This is a genomic window from Pantoea sp. SGAir0183 (genome assembly GCF_043545505.1).
Genome location: NZ_CP028053.1, coordinates 3779451 through 3806346, shown reverse-complemented (window position 1 = coordinate 3806346; position 26896 = coordinate 3779451). Strand labels below are relative to the sequence as shown.

The 26896-nt window shown below is 55.7% G+C and carries 24 protein-coding genes and 1 tRNA gene; 10 read left to right on the top strand and 15 right to left on the bottom strand.

Annotation, left to right across the window (positions count from 1 at the left end; all coding sequences use genetic code 11):
• Window positions 1–15: 15 nt before the first annotated feature.
• The 6 genes from C1N59_RS17680 to C1N59_RS17655 form a co-directional block, all read right to left on the bottom strand.
• Window positions 16–1125 (bottom strand): M20 family metallopeptidase, encoded by a 1110-nt coding sequence (locus tag C1N59_RS17680; protein ID WP_394550906.1) that lies wholly within the window; start codon window positions 1123–1125, stop codon window positions 16–18.
• Window positions 1125–1880, bottom strand: coding sequence for a glutamine amidotransferase (locus C1N59_RS17675; protein ID WP_033739233.1), 756 nt, complete (start codon window positions 1878–1880; stop codon window positions 1125–1127). Before C1N59_RS17675 ends, C1N59_RS17680 begins: the two co-directional genes overlap by 1 nt.
• 12 nt (window positions 1881–1892) lie before the next feature.
• Window positions 1893–2972 carry a phosphotriesterase family protein gene (locus C1N59_RS17670; RefSeq protein WP_054634582.1) on the bottom strand — a complete coding sequence of 360 codons (1080 nt, stop codon included), beginning with the start codon at window positions 2970–2972 and terminating at the stop codon, window positions 1893–1895.
• A 3-nt stretch (window positions 2973–2975) separates the two neighbouring features.
• Window positions 2976–3977, bottom strand: coding sequence for an ABC transporter permease (locus C1N59_RS17665; protein ID WP_161784121.1), 1002 nt, complete (start codon window positions 3975–3977; stop codon window positions 2976–2978).
• Between the two features lie 22 nt (window positions 3978–3999).
• Complete coding sequence (locus tag C1N59_RS17660) at window positions 4000–4746, bottom strand: ATP-binding cassette domain-containing protein (RefSeq protein WP_161784123.1); 747 nt, start codon at window positions 4744–4746, stop codon at window positions 4000–4002.
• Between the two features lie 376 nt (window positions 4747–5122).
• Entirely contained in the window at window positions 5123–6145 is a 1023-nt protein-coding gene (locus C1N59_RS17655; protein ID WP_054688220.1) for a LacI family DNA-binding transcriptional regulator, read from the bottom strand.
• Window positions 6146–6469: 324 nt separating this feature from the next.
• Here C1N59_RS17655 and C1N59_RS17650 point away from each other — a divergent pair, with 324 nt between their 5' ends.
• Entirely contained in the window at window positions 6470–7420 is a 951-nt protein-coding gene (locus C1N59_RS17650; protein WP_054688480.1) for an ABC transporter substrate-binding protein, read from the top strand.
• Here C1N59_RS17650 and C1N59_RS17645 read toward each other — a convergent pair.
• Window positions 7413–8294 (bottom strand): PfkB family carbohydrate kinase, encoded by an 882-nt coding sequence (locus C1N59_RS17645; RefSeq protein ID WP_394549984.1) that lies wholly within the window; start codon window positions 8292–8294, stop codon window positions 7413–7415. The genes C1N59_RS17650 and C1N59_RS17645 overlap by 8 nt on opposite strands.
• A gap of 29 nt (window positions 8295–8323) precedes the next feature.
• On the opposite strand from C1N59_RS17645, the gene C1N59_RS17640 reads away from it, so the two are divergent.
• A complete protein-coding gene (locus C1N59_RS17640) occupies window positions 8324–9169 on the top strand; it encodes a BtpA/SgcQ family protein (RefSeq protein WP_205953989.1) in 846 nt (281 codons plus the stop codon).
• Window positions 9170–9792: 623 nt separating this feature from the next.
• On the opposite strand, the gene C1N59_RS17635 is transcribed toward C1N59_RS17640, so the two are convergent.
• Window positions 9793–11082, bottom strand: a complete 1290-nt coding sequence (locus C1N59_RS17635) for a DUF445 domain-containing protein (RefSeq protein ID WP_205952555.1) — start codon at window positions 11080–11082, stop codon at window positions 9793–9795.
• 248 nt (window positions 11083–11330) lie between these two features.
• Between C1N59_RS17635 and C1N59_RS17630 the strand changes: the two genes are divergently transcribed.
• Window positions 11331–11825, top strand: a complete 495-nt coding sequence (locus C1N59_RS17630; protein ID WP_006121814.1) for a hypothetical protein — start codon at window positions 11331–11333, stop codon at window positions 11823–11825.
• A 32-nt stretch (window positions 11826–11857) separates the two neighbouring features.
• Here the strand turns inward: C1N59_RS17630 and C1N59_RS17625 are convergent, their stop codons facing one another.
• The 5 genes from C1N59_RS17625 to C1N59_RS17605 form a co-directional block, all read right to left on the bottom strand.
• The gene (locus C1N59_RS17625) at window positions 11858–13360 is read right to left on the bottom strand and encodes a helicase HerA-like C-terminal domain-containing protein (protein WP_289367781.1); all 1503 of its coding nucleotides are present in this window, start codon (window positions 13358–13360) and stop codon (window positions 11858–11860) included.
• A 91-nt stretch (window positions 13361–13451) separates the two neighbouring features.
• A complete protein-coding gene (locus C1N59_RS17620) occupies window positions 13452–15020 on the bottom strand; it encodes an ABC transporter substrate-binding protein (protein WP_394549983.1) in 1569 nt (522 codons plus the stop codon).
• A 129-nt stretch (window positions 15021–15149) separates the two neighbouring features.
• The gene (locus C1N59_RS17615; RefSeq protein ID WP_394549982.1) at window positions 15150–15818 is read right to left on the bottom strand and encodes a MarC family NAAT transporter; all 669 of its coding nucleotides are present in this window, start codon (window positions 15816–15818) and stop codon (window positions 15150–15152) included.
• A gap of 12 nt (window positions 15819–15830) precedes the next feature.
• The gene (locus tag C1N59_RS17610) at window positions 15831–16466 is read right to left on the bottom strand and encodes a hypothetical protein (RefSeq protein ID WP_006121820.1); all 636 of its coding nucleotides are present in this window, start codon (window positions 16464–16466) and stop codon (window positions 15831–15833) included.
• Between the two features lie 181 nt (window positions 16467–16647).
• Window positions 16648–17139, bottom strand: coding sequence for a DUF2501 domain-containing protein (locus C1N59_RS17605; RefSeq protein WP_006121821.1), 492 nt, complete (start codon window positions 17137–17139; stop codon window positions 16648–16650).
• 231 nt (window positions 17140–17370) lie between these two features.
• On the opposite strand from C1N59_RS17605, the gene C1N59_RS17600 reads away from it, so the two are divergent.
• Both C1N59_RS17600 and C1N59_RS17595 read left to right on the top strand, forming a co-directional pair.
• Window positions 17371–17455, top strand: a tRNA-Leu gene (locus tag C1N59_RS17600).
• A 163-nt stretch (window positions 17456–17618) separates the two neighbouring features.
• Entirely contained in the window at window positions 17619–18872 is a 1254-nt protein-coding gene (locus C1N59_RS17595; protein ID WP_394549981.1) for a tyrosine-type recombinase/integrase, read from the top strand.
• Between the two features lie 91 nt (window positions 18873–18963).
• On the opposite strand, the gene C1N59_RS17590 is transcribed toward C1N59_RS17595, so the two are convergent.
• Window positions 18964–21435 (bottom strand): TIR domain-containing protein, encoded by a 2472-nt coding sequence (locus tag C1N59_RS17590; protein WP_394549980.1) that lies wholly within the window; start codon window positions 21433–21435, stop codon window positions 18964–18966.
• A 913-nt stretch (window positions 21436–22348) separates the two neighbouring features.
• On the bottom strand, window positions 22349–22621 hold the full coding sequence (locus C1N59_RS17585; RefSeq protein WP_072193591.1) for an ogr/Delta-like zinc finger family protein: 273 nt from the start codon (window positions 22619–22621) through the stop codon (window positions 22349–22351).
• 536 nt (window positions 22622–23157) lie between these two features.
• Between C1N59_RS17585 and C1N59_RS17580 the strand changes: the two genes are divergently transcribed.
• From C1N59_RS17580 to C1N59_RS17560, 5 genes are read left to right on the top strand one after another with little or no spacing between them, the layout of a single operon-like run.
• Window positions 23158–23424 carry a helix-turn-helix transcriptional regulator gene (locus C1N59_RS17580; protein WP_394549979.1) on the top strand — a complete coding sequence of 89 codons (267 nt, stop codon included), beginning with the start codon at window positions 23158–23160 and terminating at the stop codon, window positions 23422–23424.
• 28 nt (window positions 23425–23452) lie between these two features.
• A complete protein-coding gene (locus tag C1N59_RS17575; protein WP_394550903.1) occupies window positions 23453–23992 on the top strand; it encodes a host cell division inhibitor Icd-like protein in 540 nt (179 codons plus the stop codon).
• Complete coding sequence (locus tag C1N59_RS17570; protein ID WP_394549978.1) at window positions 23989–24213, top strand: hypothetical protein; 225 nt, start codon at window positions 23989–23991, stop codon at window positions 24211–24213. Before C1N59_RS17575 ends, C1N59_RS17570 begins: the two co-directional genes overlap by 4 nt.
• Complete coding sequence (locus tag C1N59_RS17565) at window positions 24210–24533, top strand: DUF5375 domain-containing protein (protein ID WP_058701181.1); 324 nt, start codon at window positions 24210–24212, stop codon at window positions 24531–24533. The genes C1N59_RS17570 and C1N59_RS17565 overlap by 4 nt, the downstream gene beginning before the upstream one ends.
• 11 nt (window positions 24534–24544) lie before the next feature.
• Window positions 24545–26869, top strand: a complete 2325-nt coding sequence (locus C1N59_RS17560) for a phage/plasmid primase, P4 family (RefSeq protein ID WP_394549977.1) — start codon at window positions 24545–24547, stop codon at window positions 26867–26869.
• The last annotated feature ends 27 nt before the right edge of the window (window positions 26870–26896 follow it).

The following is a 26896-nucleotide window of genomic DNA, read 5'->3' as shown; positions in this document are numbered from 1 at the left end:
TGCATCATCTCTTCATCACGTCATCCAGTCGTGAATCAACGCACCATACAGCACCTCCGCTTCCGCTAACCGGCTCAGCAGACAGTATTCATCGGTCTGGTGCGCCATCGACGGCTCGCCGGGGCCGAGGATAATACAGGGCGGATTGCCCAGCGCGGGCAGCAGTAAGGACGCATCGGTGAAGTAGGGCACAATGCGCGGTGTCAGCGGGGCATCATGTAACGGCTGGCAGTGCTGATAAACCGACTGAATCCAGGCCTGATTGTCTTCGCTCAGCACCGCGGGCAGATCCACCAGCGTGGTCACCGTTACGCTGTCGCCCAGTAACGTCGTGAGCTGCTGACGAATGGTGGCGTGCTGCAGATTGGGGGCGCTGCGGATATCCACGTCAAACTGCGTGCGATCGGGCACGGAGTTAATGTTCAGACCGCCCACGATGCGGCCGACGTTGAGGGTCGGCTGCTTCATCAGCGGATGCGGCGCGCCGGGTGAGAAATGCTGAATTTTGCCCAGCGCGTCCGCCGCCAGATAAATGGCATTGATACCCAGCTCCGGCATCGCGCCGTGGGCCGTTTTGCCCCGGGTTTCACAGCGCAGCCAGAGTGCGCCTTTATGGCCGATAACCGGATAGTTGGCGGTGGGCTCGCCGACGATCAACGCGCCCACTTCGGGCAGGTCAGCGCTGTCGATTAGCGCCCGCGCACCATCGCAGCCTGTTTCTTCGCCGCCGGTAATCAACATCACCACGCCGGAACCCTGTCGAATCGCCTGCTGGTGCGTAACGCAGGCGACGGCAAAGGCCGCAACGGCGGCCTTCATATCACTCGAACCGCGCCCATACAGTTTATCCCCGACGATTTCACCGAACGGATCGTGCTGCCAGTCGGCATTGCCGAGCGGAACCGTATCCAGATGGCCGGTAAATCCCAGTTGCGGTCCGGGCTGGCGGCCAGGCAGGCTGGCAATCAGGTTCAGGCGGTTTTCGCCGAAGGTGGACAGGGTGACGTCAAAGCCCCGTTCCGCCAGCCAGTCCGCCAGAAAATGCATGCAGGCTGCTTCGTTGCCCGGCGGATTAATGGTGTCAAAGCGCAACAGCTGCTGCGCCAGCGTCTGGCTCTCGCTCATCAGCCGCGCACCGTTAACCAGTCCAGGCAGTTGATCCACAGCTGGCGATAACCCGGCCACTGAGCAAATTCCTGCGGCAGCCAGTGGGCAGACATATCGCTGGTCCAGACCAGCGAGCGGCCCTGCTGATATTCGCGCACCGCCAGCAGCGGATGTGACGTTCCGGCAATGGTCGCCAGCAGTTTACCTTCCGGGTGCATTTCCACTTCGTTATAGCCCAGTAACCATGGCCAGTCGCCCGGCATATCGGTAAACAGCGCGTGAGATTCGGTCACACTGGGATAGGCCCCTTCGGGCGTTTCGATGCGGTCATCCCAGGCCAGGCAGCGCACCGGCAGCACCTTCTCGACCGCCGTGTTGCGATAGCGCGCGCCGCCGTTGATGCCCTGAAAACTAAAGTAGCCGCCAATCATCATCAGCGCGCCGCCCGCCGCCACGTAGTCGTGGATCAGCGTCAGGCGGTTTGCCGTGCGCTGGCTCTTCAGCCAGGTATCCGGGTGCAGCAGCAACGTATTGGCGCCGATGTCGGACAGAATAATCGCATCCCACTGCTGAAGCCCGGCAGGCGTCAGCGGAAACTCGGTCGCGGCGGCATGAGCGGGCATGTAGGTAATGGCATAATCACTGTCGGCCAGCGCCGCCATAAAGTCGGTTGCGCCATTGTGCCAGGTGGCGGTGGCAAACTGATCGAAGCCTTTGACGTGAACGGATGTGCTTGTCCAGGATTCCCCGACCAGTAAAATTTTCTTCTGCATTACGCTTCTCCCTTACCCACCAAAAACGCGCTGTGGGTTAGCAATCAGTAAGGTTTCAAGTTGTTCGCCGCTGACGCCGTGGCGTTTCAGGCGCGGGACAAAATGTTTAAGGATGTAGCCATAGCCGTGACCACCGTAGCGGGTCAGCATGGTTTTCAGGAACACGTCCTGCGATAACAAAATCTGTTCGATAAAGCCGTCATCGATCAGCTCGCGAATGGCGCGGGCATTCTCTTCATCGGATGGTGACTGCGCGGACTCATCGGCGTAGTAATAGCTCATGCCGATCATGTCGTATTCCAGAAAGGCGCCGCGCTGCGCCAGGTCGCGCTGGTAGCGCTTATCGGCAAAGCTGGGGTTCATGTGGCACAGCACCACGTGACGCAGGTCAGCGCCTTCTTCTTCCAGAATATCCAGTACCCGATGGCCTAATCGCTCCCAGCCGGGCAGATGCACCTCAACCGGCACCCGTGTCGCGGCACTGGCGCGGCCCGCCGCCCGCAGGGATTTCTCCTCGTTGGGAGTAAAGCGGCTGGAAACGCCGATTTCGCCGATCAAACCGGCCAGCACCTCAGGTTTCTCTTCCCGGCCGCCCAGGTCGTAAATCAGCTTGTCAGCAAGCGCTTCGATGCTGATCGTTTTGACCCAGTCCGGATGAGATGGCTCCAGATACAGTCCGGTGCTCATAATGATGTTCAGCCCGGTCAGGCGCGCGATGCGCTGCAGCGCTTTCGGGTCACGGCCAATGCCGATATTGGTGGGATCCACCACCGTCTCGCCGCCCAGTGCACGAAACTTCATCAGCTCTTCAATCGCCAAATCCACATCAAACAGCTGGCAGTTATCGCGACTGATCAGCGGGTTAAGCGACAGCTCGCCCAGGTTTTCGATGCTGACCGGCATTTCCGCCAGGTGACGATCGCCACAGCAGCAGGGCGGCACCCACTTGCCGGAGGCATCCAGCAGAATATGTTCGTGCATCAGCGTCACGCCCATTTCATTCACCGGCAGCGGACCGAGTACGGTCATCACATAGCCGCTGTTGATGCCCAGCGGCAGCGGATCGGGATGGCGAAAAATAGAATGTTTCATCAGCTATCCTTTCGCCGCCGATCGCGTCGGGTTGAGAATGCGGGTGTTCAGCCAGATGGCCAGCAAAATAATCGTACCGGTGGCGATCTGCGTATAAAACGGGGAGATATGCGACAAAATCAGGCCGTTCTGGATGATGGCAATCGACAGCGCGCCGAGCAGCGTGCCGATAACGGTACCGAAACCACCGAACAGGCTGGTACTGCCCAGCACCACCGCAGCGATAACCTGTAACTCGAAGCCTTCGCCCTGGTTGGAGGAGCCGCTGCCCAGACGCGCGGTGATGATCATGCCCGCCAGCGCCGCCGCCATGCCGCTGATGATGTAAACCTTCATGGTCACGGCTTTGGTGTTAATGCCGCTCCGGCGCGCGCCTTCCGCATTCGCGCCGATCGCCGTGACATAGCGACCAAAGCGCATATGATTCAGCACGATATGGCCGACGATCAGCACTACGATGCCGATCAGCGCGGGCATCGGCACGCCCAGTACCCAGGCGCGGCCCATAAAAGCGAACGGGCTGTCGGCAGGGATGGGAATGGAATAGCCCTGCGTAATCAGCAGCGCCACGCCGCGCACCACCGCCAGCGTCGCCAGCGTGACGATAAAGGCCGGAATGCCTTCATAGGCGATAAAGAAGCCGTTGATGGCTCCTACCAGCGCGCCCAGCAGCAGGCCACCCAGCAACACCACCGGCCAGGGCAGGCCCCAGTTATTCAGCGCGATAGCGGACAACGCGCCGACCAGCGCCAGCGTCGATCCTACGGAAAGATCGATGCCGCCCGTGGTGATCACCAGCGTCATCGCCGTGGCGACGATCAGCAGCGGCGCGCTCTGGCGAATGATATTCAGCCAGTTAGCACTGCTGAGAAAGTTGCCGGTGATCAGGGAGAACACCACGCAGCAGAACACAAAAAACAGCGCGATGCTCACCACGCCAGAGTGGTTGTGCAGCAGGCGGCGTGGCAACGAGTGTTGCGCCATACGGGAACTGCTCAGATTCATAATAGTCATCCTGTTACCTCGCTCAGTGCGCGGCGGCCGAGCGGGCGACAAACTTCTCACCCACGATCAAATTGACGATCTCGGTCAGATCCGTGTCGGCCACGCGGCGCTCCGCTACGTTGGTGCCCTCGTACATCACCATGATGCGATCGCACACCAGGAACAGATCCTGTAAGCGATGGGTGATCAGGATGACGCTCACGCCACGCGCCGAGACCCGACGGATCAACTCCAGCACCGCCTCGACTTCGGCGACGGCCAGCGCGGCGGTGGGTTCATCCATAATCAGCACTTTGGGATCGAAGGCGGCGGCGCGCGCAATGGCAATCGCCTGGCGCTGACCGCCGGATAGATTGCGCACCAGTAAGCGCGTGTCGGGGATTGAAATGCCCAGGCCTTTCAGCATTTCCCGCGCGTCAGCGTGCATTTTTTCTTCGTCCAGAAACGGAATGCCGAGAATTGACTTCATCGGCTCACGTCCCATAAACAGGTTGCCCGCCACATCGACGGTGTCGCACAGCGACAGGTCCTGATACACCATCTCGATATGGCAGCGGCGGGAATCCGCCGGGTTACTGAAATGCTGGTCTTCACCATCGATACGAATCGTGCCGCTGGTGGGCACGACTGCGCCAGACAGCACTTTGGTCAGCGTGGATTTACCCGCGCCGTTATCGCCCACCAGGCCCAGCACTTCGCCCGGGGCCAGTTGCAGATTGACGCCGCGCAGGGACCGTATCGCGCCGTAAGTCTTGGTAATATTCACCATTTCTACCCGTGCCGGGGCAGGTTGTATTTGCTGCATGTGATCACTCCCATCACCGCTAACGGGAAAGTTGTTCTGTGGGTAAAAAGAGGTTATCCGGCACGGTTTACGCCCTTGTAAACCGGTTTACCTGCAAGATAAACCCTTTGTCATTACATACAGAACAACGCGCTACAACGATATTTGTTTGCCGGGTACGACATTGCAGCTTCCGTGCCAGCCTGGGAACAGGCGCGACATTCACGGTCTAACCTTTTGTAATGCAAAACATTTAAATGTTAATTTCAGGTAAACCGGTTTACTCACTATAACGCTGTGAAATTAAAAAGCGCGTTATTTGCGCTAAAATTGTGCGCTTTTGCGCCATTTTGGGACGTTGTTAACACATTTGTATTGAATCGCGCGCCACCCATTCCACCGGCAGGCGGGTTTCGGCGGGCACGGCGAGGTCGTCATTCAGAATGCGCAACATGATGTGAACCGCCGTGCGGCCCAGTTCCCGCGCGGGCTGGCGGATGGTAGAAATGCGCGGTTGGGTAAAGTCGGCATAGGTCGCGTCATCAAAGCCCACCAGCGACAGCGCCTCAGGGGCTGTGAGTCCGCGTGCGCGCAGGCCATCCAGCAGTCCCAGCACCAGATAATCACTGGCGGCAAAGACAGCGGTAGGGCGCTCATCGCAGCTGAACAGCCGTTCCAGCGCCTGCTCACCGAATTCACGCTGGTATTCGCCGTACATCACCCATTCGGGCGGCACGTGCAGGCCCGCCTGCGTCATCGCGGTGCAAAAGCCCTGATAGCGTTCGCGCACACTCATCAGCTCATCCGGCCCGCCGACAAAGGCGATATGGCGGTGACCGGCGGCGATCAGGTTTTCGGTGGCAATCCGGCCGCCCTGTACGTTATCGGCAAAGACCTTGGGCACCATGCTGCCGGGAATGTCTTCATCCAGCAGTACGATGCGCTGGTGGCGGTTAATTTCTTTGCGTAACAGGCCGTTATCAGGATGGTTAGTGGTAAACAGCAGGCCATCCACCTGGCAGGTATCCAGCCAGCGAATAAACTGGCTCTCTTTGTCAGGATGGTTGCGGGTGAGGCACAGCACCAGGCTGTAGCCGTGTGCCGAGGCGGCTTCTTCGGCGGCATCGGCCAGTTCGGCAAAGAAGGGGTTGGTAATATCGGGCAAGACCAGCCCTAAGGTTTCGCTGCCGCCCTTGCTCAGACGGCGTGCCAGGCTGTTACCGCGATAATCCAGTTGACGAATCGCTGCTTCAATCCGGTCGATGGTTTCCTGCGGCAGCATAATGCTTTGATTCATATAGCGGGATACGGTCGCTTTTGACAGCCCGGCCAGCGCTGCGACGTCGGATAACAACACCCGTTTTTTACTCATATCTTCTGCCATCTTGCCCGGAATCGGCTATCAGTAACACAGTTACGCGCAGCGAATACAGTGTTTTCCCTGACCGCTGACGATAAAATAATCGCTTGACAAAATTTTGCCGGAAGCGAATGGTAGAGACAGTTTACCGCATGACCCGGGAGTCACTCCCAAACCCGATTAATCCCTTTCACAAGTTCACCATAATGGACGGCGAACAGAAAGTCGGTTATTCAGGTCCTGGCTGAATCAGCCATTCAGACGATATTTGCCCGCCAACAATAATCCCTCTGCATTACGATGCGGAGATCGACTGGTTATCGCACATTCCCGACGAGGAATTTTATGATGATGGCATTTAACACCAGAAAACTGCGCGTGGTTGCGCTGGCTACCGGCTTACTGTCTGCGGGTTCGTTATTTTCACTGGCGCACGCCGCCACGACGTATGCGCTGGTTCAGATTAATCAGCAGGCCCTGTTTTTTAATCAGATGAATCAGGGCGCACAGGAAGCCGCGAAAGCCAGCGGTAAAAATTTAGTAATCTTTAACGCCAACGATAATCCCGTATCGCAAAACGACGCGATCGAAAATTATATTCAGCAGGGCGTGAAGGGCATTATGGTGGACGCGATTGACGTCAACGGCATTATGCCTGCTATTAAAGAAGCGGCCGCCGCCAAAATACCGGTCATTGCGATTGATGCGGTATTACCGGCGGGCCCACAGGCGGCACAGGTGGGCGTGGATAACCTGGAAGGCGGCAAAATTATTGGTAAATATTTTGTCGACTACGTGGCGAAAAATATGGGCGGCAAAGCGCGACTGGGCATTGTGGGCGCGCTGAACTCAGCCGTGCAGAACCAGCGTCAAAAAGGGTTTGAAGAAACCATTAAAAGTCATCCAGGCATCACCGTCGCGGATGTGGTTGATGGCCAGAACGTGCAGGATACGGCGATGACGGCGGCAGAAAACCTGATCACCGGCAACCCGGATTTAACCGCCATCTACGCGACCGGCGAACCGGCCCTGCTGGGCGCGATTGCGGCGGTGGAAAACCAGGGCCGCCAGAAAGACATCAAAGTCTTTGGCTGGGATCTGACCTCTAAAGCTATCAGCGGCATTGATGGCGGGTATGTCACGGCTGTCCTGCAACAGGACCCGAAAAAGATGGGTGAAGAGGCGGTGAAGGCTCTGAACGCGATTACCGCAGGCAAAACCGTGTCGAAAACCATTCTGGTGCCGGCCACAGTAGTGACCAAAGCTAACGTGGACAGCTATCGCGCGATGTTTAAATAACCGCTGACTCGCCGCCTGCCTGGAGCAGCGCGGCGAGCTCCTCTGCGGTGGGAAAGGCCTGACGTGTGCCATGCCGACTGACGGTCAGCGCGGCAGCCTTACTGGCATGAGTAAGTGCTAACTTATCAATCTCGCCCCCACGGAGGAGTGCGGATGCCAGCATCACGGCAAGAAAGGTATCGCCTGCACCGGTGGTATCCACGGCACTGGCGACCTGCGCCGGGCAAAACGTCCGCTGCTCGCCCTGAATCAGCCAGGCCCCGGCGCTGCCGTGAGTAACCACTAACGTTTTAACGGCGCCGGGCGCTAACTGTTGGGCTTCATGCTGATTCACTACCGCGATATCCACCTGCGGCCAGCACGCGCGAAAACCGGCGTTCACCGGCGAGGGGTTAAAGACGGTGATCAGACCAAGGGATTTCGCCAGGCTGAACAGCGCGTGGGTTTTCCCGGGCGAGAAATTACCCTGCTGGACCAGCAGATCGCCCGGACGCGCGCCGGCAAGATGGTGACTGAGCGTCGTGATATCCAGCGCCTCAGCCGCCGCTGTACTGGTAATAATGGCGTTATCGCCGTCGGCGCTGTTTATAATAAGCGAGGTATCGCTCAGGGCCGCAACAGGCTGTGCAGGCAGTAACGTCACCGGCTCGTTTATAAGCTGCTGACGGATCCAGTTTCCTTTGCTGTCATGACCGGTCGCGGCAAGTAAATAAGTTTCGATGCCGCAGCGGGATAATACGATCGCCTGATTCGCACCTTTACCGCCGATATCCTGCGAACGGTGATAACCATGTACAGAGGCGCCCTTAGCCGGAATATCCGTGACAGACCAGGTTTCATCGACAGTAATATTACCAGCCACATAAACACGCATAGTGTTTTCCTGAACAGGATAAAGACGCGATGGTTGCTATATCAGCAGAAAAAAATGACGCAATACAAGCGATATTTTCCCGCCCCAAAGCCGTTATTGGCGTGATTCACTGTGACCCGTTTCCGGGCTCGCCAAAATATCGCGGCAAATCCGTCAGCGCGATCATTGAGCGCGCCTTACGCGATGCCGAAAACTATATTCTCGGCGGTGTTCACGGCCTGATCGTGGAAAATCATGGCGATATTCCCTTTTCAAAACCCGAGGATATTGGCCCGGAAACGCCGGCATTAATGGCGGTAATTACGGAAAAAGTGCGCGAACGTTTTGGCGTACCGCTGGGTATTAACGTGCTGGCGAATGCCGCGCTGCCTGCCTTTGCCACCGCGCTGGCGGGCGGGGCGGATTTTATCCGCGTCAACCAGTGGGCGAATGCCTACATCGCCAACGAAGGCTTTATTGAAGGGGCCGCCGCCAAAGCGCTGCGCTACCGCAGCCAGCTACGTGCCGAACATATTCGGGTGTTTGCCGACAGCCACGTTAAACACGGCAGCCATGCGATAGTCGCCGACCGCTCCATTCAGGAACTGACCCGCGACGTTGATTTCTTTGAAGCCGACGCGGTTATCGCCACCGGACAGCGTACCGGCGACAGCGCCACGCTGGACGAAATCGACGAGATCCGCGCCGCCACCGCCTTACCGCTGCTGGTGGGTTCGGGCGTCACGCCCGCCAATGTCTGCCAGATTCTGGGGCGCACCCAGGGCGTGATTGTGGCCAGTGCGCTCAAGGTGGACGGCGTCTGGTGGAATGATGTGGATCGGGACAGGGTAAAACAGTTTATGGCCGTGGCGCAGGCGGCGCTGGATCAGGCATAACCGCCGTTTATTCTCTGGCGCAGACAACAAAAAACCCCGCGGGTGAGGCGAGGTTTTTTGTTTACGTCAGCACGATTGCGTGCGGTGCACATCATGCATTATCAACGTTTTGAACTATACGAATTAATCCGGCATGGTGCAAGCAGGTGATGCTTTATTGTACGCTCTGACTGGATTGGTTTGAGGCTTCGCTCGCAATCATTGTATTTTTCTGTTTATTTATACAGTGTTTTTGTTATGCTTTTCCAGGTTGATGTTGATGTGCTCTGAGGCCGCACCGTGCTGTGAAAGATGCGTTTCATGACTGACAAGTCCTGGCTGCAACGGGTGGTGCCGTCAGTGCCTTAACCTCCAGGGGCACATCATGCATTATCAACCTAATCAGCCTGTTACAGGCAGCGGAAAGGTACGCAGGCTGTAAGTGCTCCTGACCACAGGAGCCAGCGTATGAGATGGATAGAAATCGCCCGCGTATTTCTGAAGCTCATGGTTGCACTACTGCAACTGCTTGAAATTATCGTGAAGTCCTTCAGGTAAATCACGTTCAGGCCGCACCTAAGGGAGGTGATGTTTACCTCCCTTTAATCATGTCGTTGAATTAAGCAGAACAGGGCAGTGTTAAATCAGGCCAGCCAGCCTTTCACCACCGGCAGCAGCGCCGGAATCTGCGACAGCAAATACAGCACCAGCCCGATGGTGCCGCCTACCAGCGTGCCGTTGATGCGGATAAACTGCAGATCCTTACCGATATTCAGCTCGATCTGCTGCGACATATCGCGCGCATCCCAGCTTTTCACCGTGTCGCTGATATGGCGCGTCAGGAACGCTGCGAACTCCGGCGCGACGCTGCGGGCGGCGTCTTCCAGATGCTGATTCATCGAGCTGCGCAGCCCTTCATCAGCGGCCAGGGTTTCGCCCAGCCACAGCGCCGCCTGACGGACCTTGTCCTGCACTTTTGACGCCTCGCTGTTGAGATCCGCTTTCAGCCAGTCGCGCAGATCGCCCCACAGCTCGCCGATATAGCGGTTCAGCGTAGGATCGTCTTTCAGCCAGCCTTTAATCACCTCGGCGCGTTCCGCCATTTCCGGATCGTTTTTCAGCTTCTCAATCAGGCGATCTACCGCGCGGTTAAAGCCCAGCCGCAGTTCATGGCCCTGATCCAGCGCCACATCATCCAGCAGCGAATCCACCGCATTCGCCACCAGTTCTGCGCTGTGCTCGCCCAGCCACTCGGTCGGTAACATTTTGGCCTTGATGGGATGCTCGCGCTTCAGCCAGCGCACCAGCTGGTTAGCAATAAATTCCCGGGTACTGGGTTTATCCAGCAGCCGCAGCAACTGATCGACCGCGGCATCCAGCAGCTCCTGATGGCGGTTATTTTTGGTCAGGCTTTCCAGCATCAGCGCACCGGTCTGGCTGAGATCCACCTTGTCGATCGCCTTGTGCACCGCCCGGCGCATAAAGTGCTGGATGCGTGCGTCATCCGTCAGATCGAGAAAGCCGCGCATCACCTGCAACAGATGACGACCGACCCGATCGGCGTTGTCCGGCACGCTCAGCCAGCTTGCCAGCATCTGCGACGGATCGTGGCGGCGGATCAGATTCAGCAGCGAATCGGTATCCAGAAATTTTTCCTGCACAAAGCGGCCCAGATTCTCACCGATGCGATTTTTATTGCGCGGAATGATGGCCGTATGACGGGCAATAAACGGCACCGGCACGCGGCGAAACAGCGCCACCACCGCAAACCAGTCGGCCAGCGCCCCGACCATCGCGGCTTCGGCAATGGCTTTGATACCGCTGACGTAGAAGTTGGGCGGCAGAAACAGCGTGACAACAAAAGTGATGGCGGCCAGCAGCAGCAGCGAGAGCGCCAGGCGTTTGGTCCGTTTTAATTCGCGTTGTTTATCCATATCCTGATCTTAGCAGCTTGCCTGCTGAGTAAGTCAACGTTGCCCGATGCAGGCCGAAAAGCGCAGTTAAGTCTGGTACTAAACCGCTCTGTCTTAACATGTCGGGCGATGTGCTGATCAGACTGTTCCTAAAAACTAATAACATTAAAAATTACCACTCTTATAAACAGTTACAGCAGTGTACATTTCGGGAGCAGTCTCCGTACGTTGACGCACCCTATCCATGGAACCAGACCAGGAGAATTCACGTGAAAGCAATCGCAACGGCAACCGCAAGTCTGTTGATGTTAATGAGTGGCATCGGCGCGCACGCAGAAGGGCTGACCACCTCTGCCGATGGAAAAAATCTGACCGTCAGCTTCGGAAAGCCCACCATTAAGCAGGTCCTGCATTACCGTAAAATGTACGACAAAAAACCCTTCCCCGATGCCGAAATTTATTACTACGACAACGGCACCTATAAAATCATCTCGCAGGGGGAAAACCATTACGGCGTGTACGTGATGCAGGGCAAGTTCGATGATGAGACCTTCACGGTGCGCTTTATCTCGCTGCCGTCCACCGACTGGGGTAACAAGACCGCCTTCCATCAGCTGACCTTTGTGCGCGGCGATAAGCAGAACGTGTTTATCCAGAACGCGATTGTCGATACCGGCGAGGCGATTGCCCAGCAGAACGGCACCTACACGCAGGAAAAGAACACCGTCACCAACCCGGTGTCTACCAGCTGGAAACACAAGTAGCGTTAAGGTGGCAGCCAGGCTGCCACCAACCTTTAGCGACGGCGACCGCCAAACAGGCTGCCCAGCACGCCGCGAATAATCTGGTTAGTAATCTGTCGTCCCGCGCTTTTTGCCATGGTTTGCACCACGCCATCCCGCTTGCCGCCACGCGGACCGGTGCTGCCAAACAGGATGTCTTTTAATCCCCCCAGAATACCGTCATCGACGGCCACGGCATTGCCTTTGGCTTCGGGCGCATTGGCCTTGTCACTCGCGGCCTGCACGCCCTGTTGCAGACGTTCGTAAGCCGATTCCCGATCGATTTCCGTGTCGTATTTGCCCGACAGCGGAGAATGGTTGATCAGTCCGTTGCGCTCGTCCGTGTTCACCGGCCCCATGCGTGAGCCGGGAGCGATCACCATCGCCCGTTCCACCACCGACGGGCTGCCTTTGGCATCCAGAAAGGAGATCAGCGCTTCGCCGGTGCCCAGCGCCTGGATCGCCTCTGCGGTCGTAAAGGCCGGATTGGCGCGCAGGGTTTCGGCGGCGGTTTTTACCGCTTTCTGATCGCGCGGGGTAAAAGCGCGCAGCGCATGCTGCACCCGGTTGCCCAACTGGCCCAGCACCGTGTCCGGAATGTCCGCCGGATTCTGCGTCACGAACCAGATCCCTACGCCTTTGGATCGGATCAGGCGGATCACCTGCTCGATCTTCTCCAGCAGCACCGGCGGCGCATCGTTAAACAGCAGGTGCGCCTCGTCAAAGAAGAACACCAGCTTCGGTTTGTCCAGATCGCCCGCTTCCGGCAGGTATTCATACAGTTCTGACAGCATCCACAGCAGGCTGGTCGCATATAGCTTTGGCATCTGATACAGCTTCTCGGCCGACAGGATGTTAATGATGCCTTTGCCGTCGCTGTCGACGCGCATCCAGTCGCTAATTTCCAGCATCGGCTCGCCAAAGAAGTGCTCCGCGCCTTGTTCTTCCAGCGCCAGCAGCCCGCGCTGGATCGCACCCACCGAGGCGCTGTTGATATTGCCGTACTGCGTCTGAAAGCTTTTCGCGTTATCGCCGATGTACTGCGTCATGGCGCGCAGGTCTTTAAAATCCAGCAACAGCAGGCCCTGATCGTCGGCAATACGGAAGATGATCTGCAGCACGCCGCTCTGTACCTCGTTCAGGTTCAGCAGCCGTGCCAGCATCAGCGGGCCCAGATCCGACACGGTCGCGCGCACCGGATGGCCTTTCTCCGCAAAAATGTCCCACAGCACCACCGGATTGCGCTGCGGTTGCCAGTCGGTCACGCCGATGTTGGCCAGTCGCGCCTGCAGCTTCTCGCTGCTCTGGCCTGCCATCGCCACACCGGTTAGATCGCCTTTCACATCCGCCATAAATACCGGCACGCCAATCGACGAAAAGGATTCCGCCAGCTTTTGCAGCGTCACGGTTTTTCCCGTGCCGGTCGCGCCGGTGATCAGGCCGTGGCGGTTTGCCATCTGCGGCAGCAAATGCAGTTGAACGTCAGGGGTTTGGGCGATAAGCAGGGGAGCGGTCATAGCGCAGTACTCACAAATAGTCAGTCATGCGTCAAGCATAGCCAGCGGGGCGGCAGCCGTCAGTAAAGATTGCGTGCTGCCGCCCGGAAATTTACTTCTGCACCTCTTCAAAATTCAGCAGCGTCACGCCAATGCCCTGCTGGGCGTGCGTCACGTTCTTGCGCAGCGCGACCTGCACCTCGCCCTGCAGCATCACCACGTAAGGCGAGTTCTGCTGAAGCTGCTGTTGCAGCGAGACGTAATCGGCCCGGCGCTTCGCGGCATCGCTTTCTCCGGCGGCTTTGCGGGTCAGGGCGCTCAGCTCCGGAATATCCCAGCCCACGCGCCAGGCCAGCGTTTTGCTGCCGTTTGGCACGTTATAGGCGAAGGTACTGGCGTTAGTGTTCGGATCGATATAGTCCGCGCCCCAGTAGGTAAAGATGGATTCGAACTGACGGCTGCGCATCTTGCTCCACAGCTCCGATTCCGCCACTGGCTGGATATCCAGATTCACCTCGGCTTTGGCAAAGCTCGACTGCAGCGCCTGGGCAATATCGATATACGGCGGCTGATTCACCACCGACAGCGCGATATGCGCGCCGGGCTTAATGCCGCCTTTGGCTAAAATCGCTTTGGCCTTCTCAACATCGTAGTGGAACGGTTTGGTCTCCAGCGCGCCGTCAAAGCCCTGCGGCAGGAAGCTCTGGTGCACGCGATATTGCCCCTTCAGCAGCTGATTCGCCAGGCTGTCGTAGTCCACCAGCCAGCGCGCTGCCTGCCATAAGGCCGGATTACCCAGCGCAGGCTGCTGCGTGCTTTTGGTGTTAAAGCCCAGGTAGTAGATCAGGCTGGAGGGAAAGGCCGCGATGTGCACATTGGGATCGCTTTTCAGCGAGGCCAGCTGATCCGGCCCCAACTGGTACGCCGCATCCACATCGCCCTGCTGTATCAAGAGACGACGGGTGCCCGGGTCGGCCACGCCTTTCAGCAGCACCCGTTTCAGGTGCGCTTTCTGGGTGCTGTTGGGATTGGCCTCCAGCACCAGCGCCTGCAGGGGCACGAACTGTTTGATCGCATAGGCCGCGCTGCCCGCCGAGTGGGTTTTCAGCCAGCCGTTGCCGTAATCATTACTGGCGGCATGCGACTGCGCCAGCTTGCTGTCGACAATGGAGGAGACCGGCGCGGTCAACAGGCGCAGGGCCAGATCCTGCCCGATTTGTGCCGGCCAGCGCAGTTCCAGTTGATGATCGTTGATCACGGTGAGCTGCTGGTCGATGTTCTCCGGTGTCCAGCCAAATTCACTCAGGATAAATGAGGGCGCTTTGTTCAGCTTCACCGCGCGGGTAAAGGAGAACACCACGTCCTTCGCCGTCAACGGGTTACCGCTGGCAAAACGCGCCTGCGGATTCAGGTCGAACACCAGACTGTTTGGGGTTTTACCCGGCTGCCAGCGCAGCGCCGCCAGCGGGGACAGCTTCTGCGGATCCTGATGGTCCGGCTCCAGTAACGTCTGGTAGATGTTGCGCAGGCTGCTGTTGCTGACGGTTTCAAAGCTTTCCGCCGGGTCAAAACTGATAATGCCGTCCAGCGGCACGGCGACCACGAACGTATCTTTCGGCGTTGCCGCGTGGGCGGCAGAGGAGAGAGCAAGGGCAGTAAGCAGGAGCAGCGGTTTGCGCATGGCGGTTATCCTTAATGATTGATAACCCTACTGTAACCCGCGCCATAACAGGTCAAAATGCCGGTTTGTTCTGAGCTATGCCAGTTTCGTCTTAGCTGATAAGCCGCCCGTTAAGGGCGGCTCAGATCGTCAGTGGAAGGTGTGAATCACTTCCAGCACGCCGTTGATAATGAACTGCACGCCCATGCACACCAGCAGAAAGCCCATCAGACGCGAGATCGCCTCGATGCCGCCTTTGCCCACCAGGCGCATAATCGCCCCTGAACTGCGCAGGGAGATCCATAAAATCACGCTCACCACCAGGAACGTCAGCACCGGCGCGACGTTAATGACCCAGGCCGGAAAATCCACCCCGCTGCGCACGGTAGACGCCGAGGAGATGATCATCGCGATCGTCCCCGGCCCGGCGGTGCTCGGCATCGCCAGCGGCACAAAGGCGATGTTCACCGGCTCCTGCGCGGTTTCCAGCTCATCGTGCTTGTGTTTGGCTTCGACCGAATGGCCCACCGGCTTCGCCGGAAACAGCATCCGAAAACCTATAAACGCTACAATCAGCCCGCCCGCGATGCGCAGCCCCGGAATGGAGATGCCGTACGTATGCAGCACCGCGCTGCCCGCATACCAGGCCACCATCATGATGGCGAACACGTAGATGCTCGCCTGCAGGGCCTGACGGTTGCGCTCCCGAAAATTCATCTCACCGGCCAGGCCCAAAAACAGCGCGACGGTGGTGAGCGGGTTGGCGAGCGGCAGGATTACTACCAGTCCCAACCCGACAGCTTTGATTAGCTCCAGCATGCCTTATTCCGCTTAGTGTTTAGGCCGTTCCAGCGCTTCCAGCAGCTCCGGGAAGAAGTCTTGCAGGATCTCCGGCGTCATCAGCTCCGGGTACTGCATCAGGTGCTCGCGGATGCGTTCGTTCACGTCCGGGATCAGGCGCTGTGCCGCATCGCTGGCGCTGATTTTATGCTTCTTCATGCTGCGCAGCAGGTCGGCGGGCAGGTTGTCTTCGTCTTCGTTGTCTTCCACCATCTCCAGCGCATCCAGCTCGTCGAACATCTCCATTAACGCTTCGGTTTGCGGCGTGCGGGATTCATATTCGCGCGGGTGTTCTTCGGCCATGTAGCGCAGCATCAGGCGCATCGGTGTGCCATCCGGGGATTTAGGTGGTTCGGCGGCGAACCAGGTCAGCAGCTGGTGGATGGTGACCTGATGGACGTGATAACCGTTATCCACCAGTTCGTCGGCCAGCAGCTCAGCGCTTTCGTTTTCAATCAGGCAGATATGCGTGCGGTTGGGATCGTACTCTTCGAGCCACTGGTAGATCTCTTCGATCACGCCATCGTCGTACTCGAACTTTTTGTTTACATAGCTCCCTTCTGACGCATTTACGCAGGCTGTGATCAGGTCTGGATCGAAGTAAATTGCGATGTTGATACCTTTCATGCGTGCCGTCCTGTTCAAATCCAAAACATCACTATAACGCTCAACGCATTAGGAAGGAAAACTTATGACTTAACGTGTTGCGATACAAGATGATACAGACAGCGGGCGGGGTGCTGACAGGCGGTAAACAGGCGGAAGGGAAGGGCGATAAACCTGCCAGCGCGGGGCTGGCAGGCGACGGTCAGGAGATAAAGTTTTTACCCTGCTTCAGCACCACGTCACAGGCTTTGGTTTTGAGCTTCTCGCCCATCGGCGAGTTGCTGAGGCTTTGCAGGTTCAGCTGCTGGCCATTGCCGGTGTTCAGCAGCCCGGCGACGCCCTGGGTGTAATCCGGTTTCTGCTCCTGCGCAGCGGTGGTATTCAGGCCCAGTTTGCTCAGCACCTGGTCTTTTACCGACTGCACGTTGTTTTTCACCACGTTGTGCTCCACGCAGTACTGCATCACGCCGGCGGCATTGGTCATACTGTTGGCGCTCATGGCTTTGTCGTTGCTGTTCAGCAGGCTGGTAATGGAGGACATCGACAGCCCGCCGTTCTGCTGACCTGCTGCACCGTTGTTTTGCTGGCTGAGCTGGTTGGCGGCACTGCTCAGTTGATCCTGCCAGCTTGCGGCTGACGCATTGCCCGCCAGCAGCAGGGCTGCCAGGGCGCAGGCGATATGGCGCTTTTTCATTTCGACCTCGGTTGGGTTTAGTGCTTCGTGTTGCTAAGAGGCGGAGCGGATGAGAAAGTTCCGACGGAATAGTGAGGGGAAGGCGGTTTGGGAGGATTCTGGCGGTGGTAAAGTGCGGGTTTATCCGGTTCCGTGTGTTTTTTCGCCGCTTAGCGCACAACACTGCGGAATAGAGTTGCGCGCCGGGCACGTAACGGTATAATCCCCAACGTTTTCCGCATCCTCTTCAGTGCCGAAGTGGCGAAATCGGTAGACGCAGTTGATTCAAAATCAACCATCGAAAGATGTGCCGGTTCGAGTCCGGCCTTCGGCACCATTAGTACTTCCAAGACCATCCGAGAAAGTCCAATTATCCCTTAAAAATCAATGCTTGCAGAGATTTTTACGTCCTGAGTCGTCCGAGGTTGTCCGTTGAAATCCGGATGCTGTTGGGGGCATAATTGGGGGCATCTTAACTTCGATTAGAAATGTGCCCCCAAATGAAGCTCAATGCCAGACAGGTGGAGACCGCAAAGCCAAAAGACAAAACCTATAAAATGGCCGATGGCGGCGGTTTGTATCTTGAGGTTTCGGCCAAGGGTTCTAAATACTGGCGCATGAAATACAGACGCCCCTCTGACAAAAAAGAGGATCGCCTCGCTTTTGGTGTTTGGCCTACGGTGACCCTTGCTCAGGCTAGGGGAAAGCGTGATGAAGCCAAAAAGCTGTTAGTGCAGGGCATTGACCCTAAAGCCGAACAGAAAGAAGCTCAGGCAGAGAATTCGGGAGCATATACTTTCGAAACTATCGCTCGTGAATGGCATGCCAGTAACAAACGCTGGAGTGAAGACCATAGCTCGCGTGTTCTTCGCTATCTTGAACTTTATATCTTCCCGCATATCGGTTCATCCGACATTCGCCAGCTCAAGACAAGCCATCTGTTAGCCCCGATTAAAAAAGTTGATGCCAGTGGTAAGCATGACGTTGCACAGCGTCTTCAGCAGCGTGTAACGGCTATTATGCGTTATGCCGTACAGAACGATTATATCGACTCTAATCCGGCGAGTGATATGGCTGGGGCGTTATCGACAACTAAAACACGGCACTATCCTGCCTTACCTTCCAGTAGGTTCCCAGAGTTTCTTGCACGTCTTGCTGCATATCGTGGCCGTGTAATGACAAGGATCGCGGTTGAGCTTTCCTTACTCACTTTTGTGCGTTCAAGTGAGTTACGATTCGCGCGCTGGGATGAGTTTGACTTTAATAAATCACTTTGGCGCGTACCTGCGAAACGGGAAGAAATTAAGGGCGTACGTTACTCTTATCGTGGTATGAAAATGAAAGAGGAGCATGTTGTTCCTCTTAGCCGACAAGCGATGATTCTGCTAAACCAGTTAAAGCAGATAAGTGGGGATAAAGAGTTGCTTTTCCCGGGAGATCACGACGCCACAAAGGTCATGAGTGAAAACACGGTTAATGGCGCTTTGCGAGCGATGGGATATGACACAAAAACTGAAGTTTGTGGGCATGGTTTTAGGACGATGGCGCGTGGTGCGCTAGGTGAGTCAGGATTATGGAGTGACGACGCTATTGAGCGACAGTTGAGCCATTCAGAGCGTAATAACGTACGTGCAGCCTATATTCATACATCTGAGCATTTGGATGAGCGTAGATTAATGGTGCAATGGTGGGCCGATTTTTTGGATTGTAATAAAAAGTCATGCATAACGCCTTATGAATTTGCTAAAGGATAAAATATTTAACGAATTATTATAAGATGATTTTTATTGATATTTTATTATGTTAGAAAGGTGTGCAATAGGCATTGCACACCCAGAGAATTTTTTAATTAGCGCGGTTTTCGTATAAGTATTCTAGCCTATCTATTAGTCTTCTATAAGAAGAATTTATAAGTCCTCTTAGCTCTTTTTCTATTAAGTTTTTAGCTTGTGCTAGTTGCCCATCCATAGCCATCAGCATGGCCTTATATCTTATTATTGTCCGATAAGTTTGACTTAACTTGGCAATATTGCTGTCAATTAGATTTATAGCTTCTCTTAACATTTTTCTGTTCATGAAGTGTGTAGCTAGTTCGGCCTTAGTAAGTATCGGGTAATTGACATCGGGAAATTCTTTAATTACACTTTCAATTAACGAAAAGCTTTGTTCTTCATCATCTTCATAATATGCGATGAACCTTGCGCGTGCTGAGCCTCTTATCTCTTTTGCTTTTGGTGAACCATCTAATTCCATATTAGAAATTATCTCTTCCAATTCTTTTTTGTTATCTTTCGTTTTCTCTCGTAAAATAAGACAAGTGAAGTAATTATTTGCATTCAAAATATTACCCGGCCTATTCTTATAGCTTTCGTAAGCGAGGTCATATGCCTGATCATACTCATCACTCTGCATATATACTAATGTTAACTCACCAAGGACACGTGGATCTCTGCGCCCAGGAGTAAGGAGTTTATTATAGCATTTTGATGCATCCTCAAATTTCCCACCTAATCTGTAGTTGAATCCATGTAAAAAAGTCCTTTCTGGTTCTTTTATTTTTCTGACCTCTTCATAAAATTCGCCATTGCGTGTTCTTGCCAGACACTGGCATTTTATGAATCTTACCTGTTCTACTGCAGAATGATGGATTGAGTTCTCCTTAGCAAGTAACCTATTTGCTAGGGTGAGTGCGTCAATATAACTTCTTTTTTCATCGTAAAGTTTTTTTATGGCTTTAATAAATATAGATGGAATCAGTAAATTATCAGGAATTTCACTCCCATACATTAGGCCCTCTTGCCCAGAAAATATATAATCTGAAACATCTTGCTCGACCTCTAATGAGGATGGATTAAAATTCATTACATGGTTCTTAATAGCCTCATCAAATGGACTGGTTTTCGCAAAACGACTCCTGCTGACATAATCTCTTATGACTTCATTAACTCTTATATAATCAGAATTGGAACCAACTTTTTCACAAATAGAGTGTGAAAATAGATGTTCAAGTATTGGCAGATATTTTTTCTCATCAACAATATCAAATAAAACATCATAACTTACAAACTCAAATCTACTTATTAGATAAATAAATTCAAGTACAGAGGTATCTTCATTAAAAGTATCAAGAACAATTTTAGCTTTATCTGAACCAAATTGTTGAATTGAATGTGAGCTTTTTTTGGCTGAGAAAATCCCCTCTTCTTTAATAAGATCAACAGTAAAAAGAACCTGCTCGGGATAGCCTGTAAGTAATTGGGAGAAAAATAAAGAATCATCTCTCGATAAATCAATTTCTTGAAATGCTGAATATCTCTTTAGTAATCCATTTCTTTCTGCTTCCTCAAGTTCATAAATGTGTATGTTGAAAAAGGATGGATTTGTGCGTTGTAATGATGGCTTGGCTCTAAATTGACTTACAATTAAAAAAGTTAAAAAATCTTTTGTTTTTACATGGTCAATTACTTCAAGGAACCAATCTGCTATATCCCCATTATTTTGAACGATCACACCTCTGTCTTCAATAATGATTCGTTCATTAGCACTTACAATCTGTAAAGCAACATCTTTTGCTATTCCAATTTTTTTCTGTAAATCAGCATCGAGAACTTTTCGGAGGTTGTTAACTTCTACTACACCTAAATCACAGCATTTAATAATGAAATCTTCAACGCTATCCATAGAGGTTAAAGAAACTACTGAAAAATCGTAAGAGTCGTTTACTAAATTTGCTTTCCGTAAAGCGTATGTCATTAGGGAACGCCTTCCAATGGAAGGGAGTCCAGAAGCGATTAACACAGTTGGCATTTGCCTTTGTAGATCATCTAATCTTTCTTCAATTAGTTTTATTTGGTCATTTCTACCTACAAATATATCTCGTCTTTCTTTTAGTCTTGGATGGTTTGCCCAAGCAAGTTCTATTAGTCTTGCATTGATTTTTCTTGCTGCTAGTGATGGGCTTGATATTAATTGTATATTTAATTTATCTCTCATCCATTCGGGTATTCTTGTGTCTTTATGATTTATTTTTGAATCAATTATAATTGGATAGATACGCTTTATTGTGTTTTCGTCCAATAACTCTTTTGCTCTATCTAGTTCAAGTTGAACCCATTCCGATCTTAATGAGTTATCTGATATGAAAAAAACAAACAGTGATGATGAGTCGAGGTATTTTATAATTTCTTCTGCTGTTACCATCCCCTCCTCGAATGATTCTTCATCAATTACTCTGTTTTCCTTTCTTATCTTCTCGGCAACGATTCTAACGTAGCTTTTTTTATCTGAGGAACTATGTGACAAAAAACACTTAATCATTTGGTCACTCCTTGTCGTATGTATGAAAATTTTTTAAGGACTTTTTTGGAAGAACGAACTTCAGGGAAACTAATCACAAACATGTTGAACAAACGTATCAATTTTTTCCTTTAAAGAAAAAACCTTTTTGTCATTCGGCACACAATGTTCTCTACGCCACGCCCGCCCGCTTGATAAGCCGCTTTTACTGCAGAAGTATGAACGGCCTCAGGGCACACCAGCGCTGATACTGGCGGGCGGTTCAATGTCTCTAAAAAGCATGTAAAATAATGCAACTTATGCATGCATGACTTTTTTTACGGAAAATGCGGGGTTTCGGATTTTTTAAATAATTTTACATAGCGGACAGTTCTGCGCCACGGCGAGTGTTGTTCAGGTTTTTTAAGGACTTAAACTTTTCGCAACTATCACCGCACGAGTGTCATGCTTTTACTCACTACCACGAGCTGAGCGAGCCAGAGGGCTAATCCCCACAGCCTCATAGCCGATACCGGTTGTTTATTTCGCCTCTCTCTTATGCCGACCTCAACCTATGCCCCCTGAAATGCTCTTTGCTGTGTCGCTCTGCTTGGGCACCCTGCTCTTAGCTCTAAATCCTTGCGTGCCCACAACGCCCCAAGCGCCGAGATTTACCCCCGTTCATAACCTGCTGGCTCCCCGATAATTGTAATACTAGCACCATTATACCCCGTTACGCGCGCTCGTAGCCCCGCCACGCCTGCGCACTTAACATAGTGGTTTTCATGCACCTGCATGAGTGGCTCCGGGGCGCACCGCTGCTGGCCTTTGCTGACGTTTTCAGGTGCCGGAAATTCATGCGTTTTCATGCAGCATAGTCATGCACTCACGCAACAGACATAAAAAAAGCCCGGCAGGTGCCGGGCATTACATATTTCTGGCCGTCTTCTTTCTTTCAGGGTTGTGCGTGCCGGTCCCTGCGGGAACAGGCTGAGCCGTACCGGCCAAGCGTCTGCGGCTGACGTACCGTGCCGCTCTTCACTTCTGCCTCAGTGGCAACAGGCCTGCCGGGCTTCATGATGATTCTCTCGACGCTCTCCAGTGCGGTGAATGTGCAGGAGCAGTCAAGGTTCCGGCACTGGTACCAGGTGCGCTTTACGGACGGTGCTTCATAAGAACTGGTCCGGGTATGAGCCACCTGACCGCATTCGGGACATTTCAGGGCCATTTCGTTTTCCTGTCTGGTCGTTTTCAGTCAGTCAATTGTGCCGGGGCTGGCACAGGCGGTGCCACCGGATGACATTGTGTGACGGCTCAGACAAAGGGCCCTTCTTCTGGCCAGCCAGGGAAAGGTCTCACGAAACCCACACTCCACTTTTAGTTTTATATAAATCCTTCACCTTTCTTCACCGGAAAGAAAAAAATAAGTAATACAGTAAATTAAAGGGTGAACAGTTGAAAAAGCATCCTTCACCCACTGTTCACCATCGTTCACCGTCTTAAAAAGCCCGCCGGACATTCATCAGCGTTATTTCCTTTTAATCTTTCACTTTCAATAGCCAGAAACTAAGCCCTGGTTTTACCTCGTCTCTATATGTTTTTATTCGTTCCTATTCGTTTTATATGAGCAGCAAATGACCATTTTGTAAGGGTGGTGACACAATCCCGCCTTGTTGATTCCCACAAAAATATGCCCAGAATACAGAGCTGCCCGATGCCGGACGTACCCGCCCGGCTCCGTATGGAATCAACGAGAGGTAGCCCATGCACACCGCTTTAACCGCACCACCCTCCGCCCCGGCGGCTCCGTCAGCCCCTTACGCACCGCCGGTTCAGGAGCGCTTCATGCGCCTGCCGGAGGTCATTCACGTCTGCGGCCTGTCCCGCTCGACCATTTACGACCTCATCAGCCGTGACGCCTTTCCCGCGCAGATTTCCCTGGGCGGCAAGAACGTCGCGTGGGCGGCCAGCGAGGTGAACGCCTGGATGAACGAACGCATCGCCGCCCGCGGTCAGGACCGTGCGGCATGACCTTCACCCACCGCTGAGACTGTCCGTCATGCTGCATTTCTTTGCTTTCCCCGGCTTGCGCGCCGGGGGCCTTCCCTGGTACAGTGTCTCTGCTGTCGCAAAACCGGCAGCCGGGCGTAGGAACCCGAGTTACTCAATGGCGACACCAGACGCGCCATGCGTCTTTTTTTGTGTCTCAGCCTCAGTGCACCCGTTATTCGGGCAACGGTTCTGTATCCGTTGCGCCGTACTCGTAATGGTGGCCCGGGCGGGGCAGCCTTCGGGCTGGCCGGTATCCATTGAGGCCGGTATTCCTACCCCCGTCCGGGTCACCACCAGTGAGCGTAGGAACTCCGGTGGTGGCGATAACCGCTACTCAATGGAGACAGCCCTTATGGCTACCGTCCTTAATTCCCCGCATTCAGAATTTGTCTTTGTGTTTGCCGCCGTGCGCCGCTGTGAGCGCCATGCCCGCGTGCAGATGCTGCGCGCCACTGCCGCCACCGGACGCGCCGCCCGCCAGCTGCTGGCCCGCGACTGTGTTCTGGTCTTTGCTGCCCGCCTGCCGGTTGCGGAGGTGCGCGCATGAATCACACCACCATTACCCTTGACGACCTTGCCCGCCTGGAGCACCTGCGCAACGCCGGACGTCTGGCCTGTGACGCGGCGGCCCTGCGCGACTGCTGCACGCCGCCGGAGCCTGCCGACAGCGAACAGCTGGCCTCGCTGCTGTTTCTCATCACCGGCCAGCTGGACGACGTGGTGACCCGCTGCCGCGACGGCTGGATGAACGGGGAGGTCGGCGCATGAACGCACGCACCCTGTCCCCGGAGCTGCGCGCCGCGCTGTCCCGCCGCGCCGTGGCCTGCGCCTGGCTCACCCTGTGCCGCGAGCAGCAGCGGCATTCCGGCCTGACGCTGGCCCGCCTGGAGCGCGCCATTGAGACCGAACTGGAGGGCTTCTACCTGCGCCAGCACGGCCGGGCGCGCGGGCTGGAGATTGCCTGCGCGCTGCTCGACGACCTGCTGACCGCCGGGCCGCTGAAGGCCGCCCCGTGCCTGAGCTTTTTAGGCCAGGTGGTGATGGACGAACTCTGCGGGCGCATCCACGACGCGCCGCCGCTGCACTGAGGGAAAACACAATGAAAATGACCGTATCAGACGCGGCCAGCGCCGCGCGGGGCCAGTGGCCCCGCATCCTGCCCGCGCTGGGCGTGAAGGTGGTGAAGAACCGGCACACGGCGTGCCCGGTGTGCGGCGGCAAAGACCGCTTCCGCTTTGACGATAAAGAGGGGCGCGGGACGTGGTTCTGCAACCAGTGCGGGGCCGGGGACGGCATGGACCTGGTGCAGAAGGCGCTGGGGGTGAGCCTGACCGGGGCCGCCGCGCGCGTGAACGACCTGACCGGCAATCTGCCGCCGGTGACTGAGGCCGCACCGGCAGAGCCGGACAGTGAGGCCGCCCGCAAGGCCGCGGCCACGCTGGCGCAGCGGCTGGTCAGCAGCGCGAAGGCAGTCACCGGCAACGCCTACCTGTCCCGAAAGGGGCTGCCGGAGCAGACCTGCCTGACGCTCACGAGGCCGCACAAGGTGGCCCTGACCACTTACCGCCCCGGCGACCTGCTTGTACCGCTGCACGACGCGGACGGCGCGCTGGTCAACGTCCAGCTGATAAACGCCGCCGGTGACAAGCGCACGCTTAAAGGCGGCCAGGTGAAAGGCGCCTGCCACGTCCTGAGCGGCAAAGGCACGCCAAAGCACATCTGGCTCACCGAGGGCTACGCCACCGGGCTGACGGTGCACGCGCTGACCGGTGACGCGGTGTGGATTGCCCTGTCGTCCGCTAACCTCCTTTCCCTGGCCGGCCTCGTCCGTGAAAAGCACCCGACGCTGCCGCTGGTGATTGCCGCCGACCGCGACCTGAACGGCGACGGCCAGCGTAAGGCGAAACACGCCGCCGCAGCCTGCAACGCCATGGTGGCCCTGCCGCCGGTGTTCGGCGACTGGAACGACGCCTTCACCGCGCACGGTGAGGACGCCACCCGACAGGCGATGCGGGAAGCCTCCGCACCGCCCGCCGCCAGCCCCTTCGACACCATGAGCGAGGCCGAGTTTACGGCCATGAGCGCCAGCGAGAAGGCGGAGCGCGTTGCGGAGCACTACGGGCGTAATCTGGCGGTGGACGCCAGCGGCGAAATCCTCTGCCGCTATGAGGCCGGGGCGTGGAAGGTGATTTCCGGCAACCAGTTCGGGCGCGACGTGGCGAAGCTGTTTCAGCGCCTGCGCGCCCCGTTCTCGGCGGGCAAGGTGGCGGGCGTGGTGGACACGCTGAAGCTGATGCTGCCCCAGCAGGCCGCGCCGCAGCGACAGCTCATCGGATTCCGCAACGGCGTGCTCGACACCCGCAGCGGCACCTTCAGCCCGCACCGGCGTGAGAACTGGCTGCGCACCGTGAGCGACGTGGACTACACCCGCCCGGTGGCGGGCGAAACGCTGGAGCGCCACGCGCCGCACTTCTGGCAGTGGCTTGACCGCGCCGCCGGTCGCAGCGCAGAGACGCGGGACGTGATTCTGGCCGCGCTGTTCATGGTGCTGGCGAACCGCTACGACTGGCAGCTGTTTCTGGAGGTTACCGGCCCCGGCGGCAGCGGCAAGAGCATCATGGCGGAAATCGCCACCATGCTGGCGGGAACGGACAACGCCGTGTCGGCCACCATCGAGACGCTGGAGTCGTCGCGCGAGCGCGCGTCGGTCATCGGCTATTCGCTCATCCGCCTGCCCGACCAGGAGAAGTGGAGCGGCGACGGCGCGGGCATCAAGGCGATTACCGGCGGCGATGCGGTGTCCGTTGACCCCAAATACCGCGACGCCTACTCCACCCACATCCCGGCGGTGATTCTGGCCGTGAACAACAACCCCATGCGCTTCACCGACCGCAGCGGGGGCGTGTCGCGCCGTCGCGTCATCCTGCACTTCTCGGAAATCATCCCGGCGGACGAGCGCGACCCGCAGCTGAAGGAGAAGATGCAGGCGGAGCTGGCCGTCATCGTGCGCCAGCTGATGCAGCGCTTCAGCAACCCGCAGGACGCCCGCGCACTGCTTCAGCAGCAGCAGAACTCCGGCGAGGCCATGCGTATCAAGCGCGACGCCGACCCGATGGTGGACTTCTGCGGCTACCTGTTTGCCACCGCCGAGCCGAACGGCCTGCTCATGGGTAACGCCGGCATCCGGCCCCTGCAACCCCGCCGCTACCTCTATCACGCCTATCTGGCGTACATGGAGGCCAGCGGCTACCGCAACCCGCTCAGCATGAAGACCTTCAGCCAGGCGCTGGAGAGCATCCTGCGCGAGTACGGCAGGAGCTACCTGAAGCGGCGCACGAAAACAGGCGTGCAGACCAACCTCGGCCTGATGGACGAAAGCAGCGCTGACTGGCTGCCGAAATGCGACGATCCGAACGCAGCATGACAACCAGAACCGGCGAAAGCCGGTTTT

Coding starts and splice junctions, on each gene's coding strand:
- C1N59_RS17680 (WP_394550906.1), bottom strand. CDS start 1,125: ATGAGCGAGAGCCAGACGCTGGCGCAGCAGCTGTTGCGCTTTGACACC.
- C1N59_RS17675 (WP_033739233.1), bottom strand. CDS start 1,880: ATGCAGAAGAAAATTTTACTGGTCGGGGAATCCTGGACAAGCACATCC.
- C1N59_RS17670 (WP_054634582.1), bottom strand. CDS start 2,972: ATGAAACATTCTATTTTTCGCCATCCCGATCCGCTGCCGCTGGGCATC.
- C1N59_RS17665 (WP_161784121.1), bottom strand. CDS start 3,977: ATGAATCTGAGCAGTTCCCGTATGGCGCAACACTCGTTGCCACGCCGC.
- C1N59_RS17660 (WP_161784123.1), bottom strand. CDS start 4,746: ATGGTGAATATTACCAAGACTTACGGCGCGATACGGTCCCTGCGCGGC.
- C1N59_RS17655 (WP_054688220.1), bottom strand. CDS start 6,145: ATGGCAGAAGATATGAGTAAAAAACGGGTGTTGTTATCCGACGTCGCA.
- C1N59_RS17650 (WP_054688480.1), top strand. CDS start 6,470: ATGATGGCATTTAACACCAGAAAACTGCGCGTGGTTGCGCTGGCTACC.
- C1N59_RS17645 (WP_394549984.1), bottom strand. CDS start 8,294: ATGCGTGTTTATGTGGCTGGTAATATTACTGTCGATGAAACCTGGTCT.
- C1N59_RS17640 (WP_205953989.1), top strand. CDS start 8,324: ATGGTTGCTATATCAGCAGAAAAAAATGACGCAATACAAGCGATATTT.
- C1N59_RS17635 (WP_205952555.1), bottom strand. CDS start 11,082: ATGGATAAACAACGCGAATTAAAACGGACCAAACGCCTGGCGCTCTCG.
- C1N59_RS17625 (WP_289367781.1), bottom strand. CDS start 13,360: ATGACCGCTCCCCTGCTTATCGCCCAAACCCCTGACGTTCAACTGCAT.
- C1N59_RS17620 (WP_394549983.1), bottom strand. CDS start 15,020: ATGCGCAAACCGCTGCTCCTGCTTACTGCCCTTGCTCTCTCCTCTGCC.
- C1N59_RS17615 (WP_394549982.1), bottom strand. CDS start 15,818: ATGCTGGAGCTAATCAAAGCTGTCGGGTTGGGACTGGTAGTAATCCTG.
- C1N59_RS17610 (WP_006121820.1), bottom strand. CDS start 16,466: ATGAAAGGTATCAACATCGCAATTTACTTCGATCCAGACCTGATCACA.
- C1N59_RS17605 (WP_006121821.1), bottom strand. CDS start 17,139: ATGAAAAAGCGCCATATCGCCTGCGCCCTGGCAGCCCTGCTGCTGGCG.
- C1N59_RS17595 (WP_394549981.1), top strand. CDS start 17,619: ATGAAGCTCAATGCCAGACAGGTGGAGACCGCAAAGCCAAAAGACAAA.
- C1N59_RS17590 (WP_394549980.1), bottom strand. CDS start 21,435: ATGATTAAGTGTTTTTTGTCACATAGTTCCTCAGATAAAAAAAGCTAC.
- C1N59_RS17585 (WP_072193591.1), bottom strand. CDS start 22,621: ATGGCCCTGAAATGTCCCGAATGCGGTCAGGTGGCTCATACCCGGACC.
- C1N59_RS17580 (WP_394549979.1), top strand. CDS start 23,158: ATGCACACCGCTTTAACCGCACCACCCTCCGCCCCGGCGGCTCCGTCA.
- C1N59_RS17575 (WP_394550903.1), top strand. CDS start 23,453: ATGCTGCATTTCTTTGCTTTCCCCGGCTTGCGCGCCGGGGGCCTTCCC.
- C1N59_RS17570 (WP_394549978.1), top strand. CDS start 23,989: ATGAATCACACCACCATTACCCTTGACGACCTTGCCCGCCTGGAGCAC.
- C1N59_RS17565 (WP_058701181.1), top strand. CDS start 24,210: ATGAACGCACGCACCCTGTCCCCGGAGCTGCGCGCCGCGCTGTCCCGC.
- C1N59_RS17560 (WP_394549977.1), top strand. CDS start 24,545: ATGAAAATGACCGTATCAGACGCGGCCAGCGCCGCGCGGGGCCAGTGG.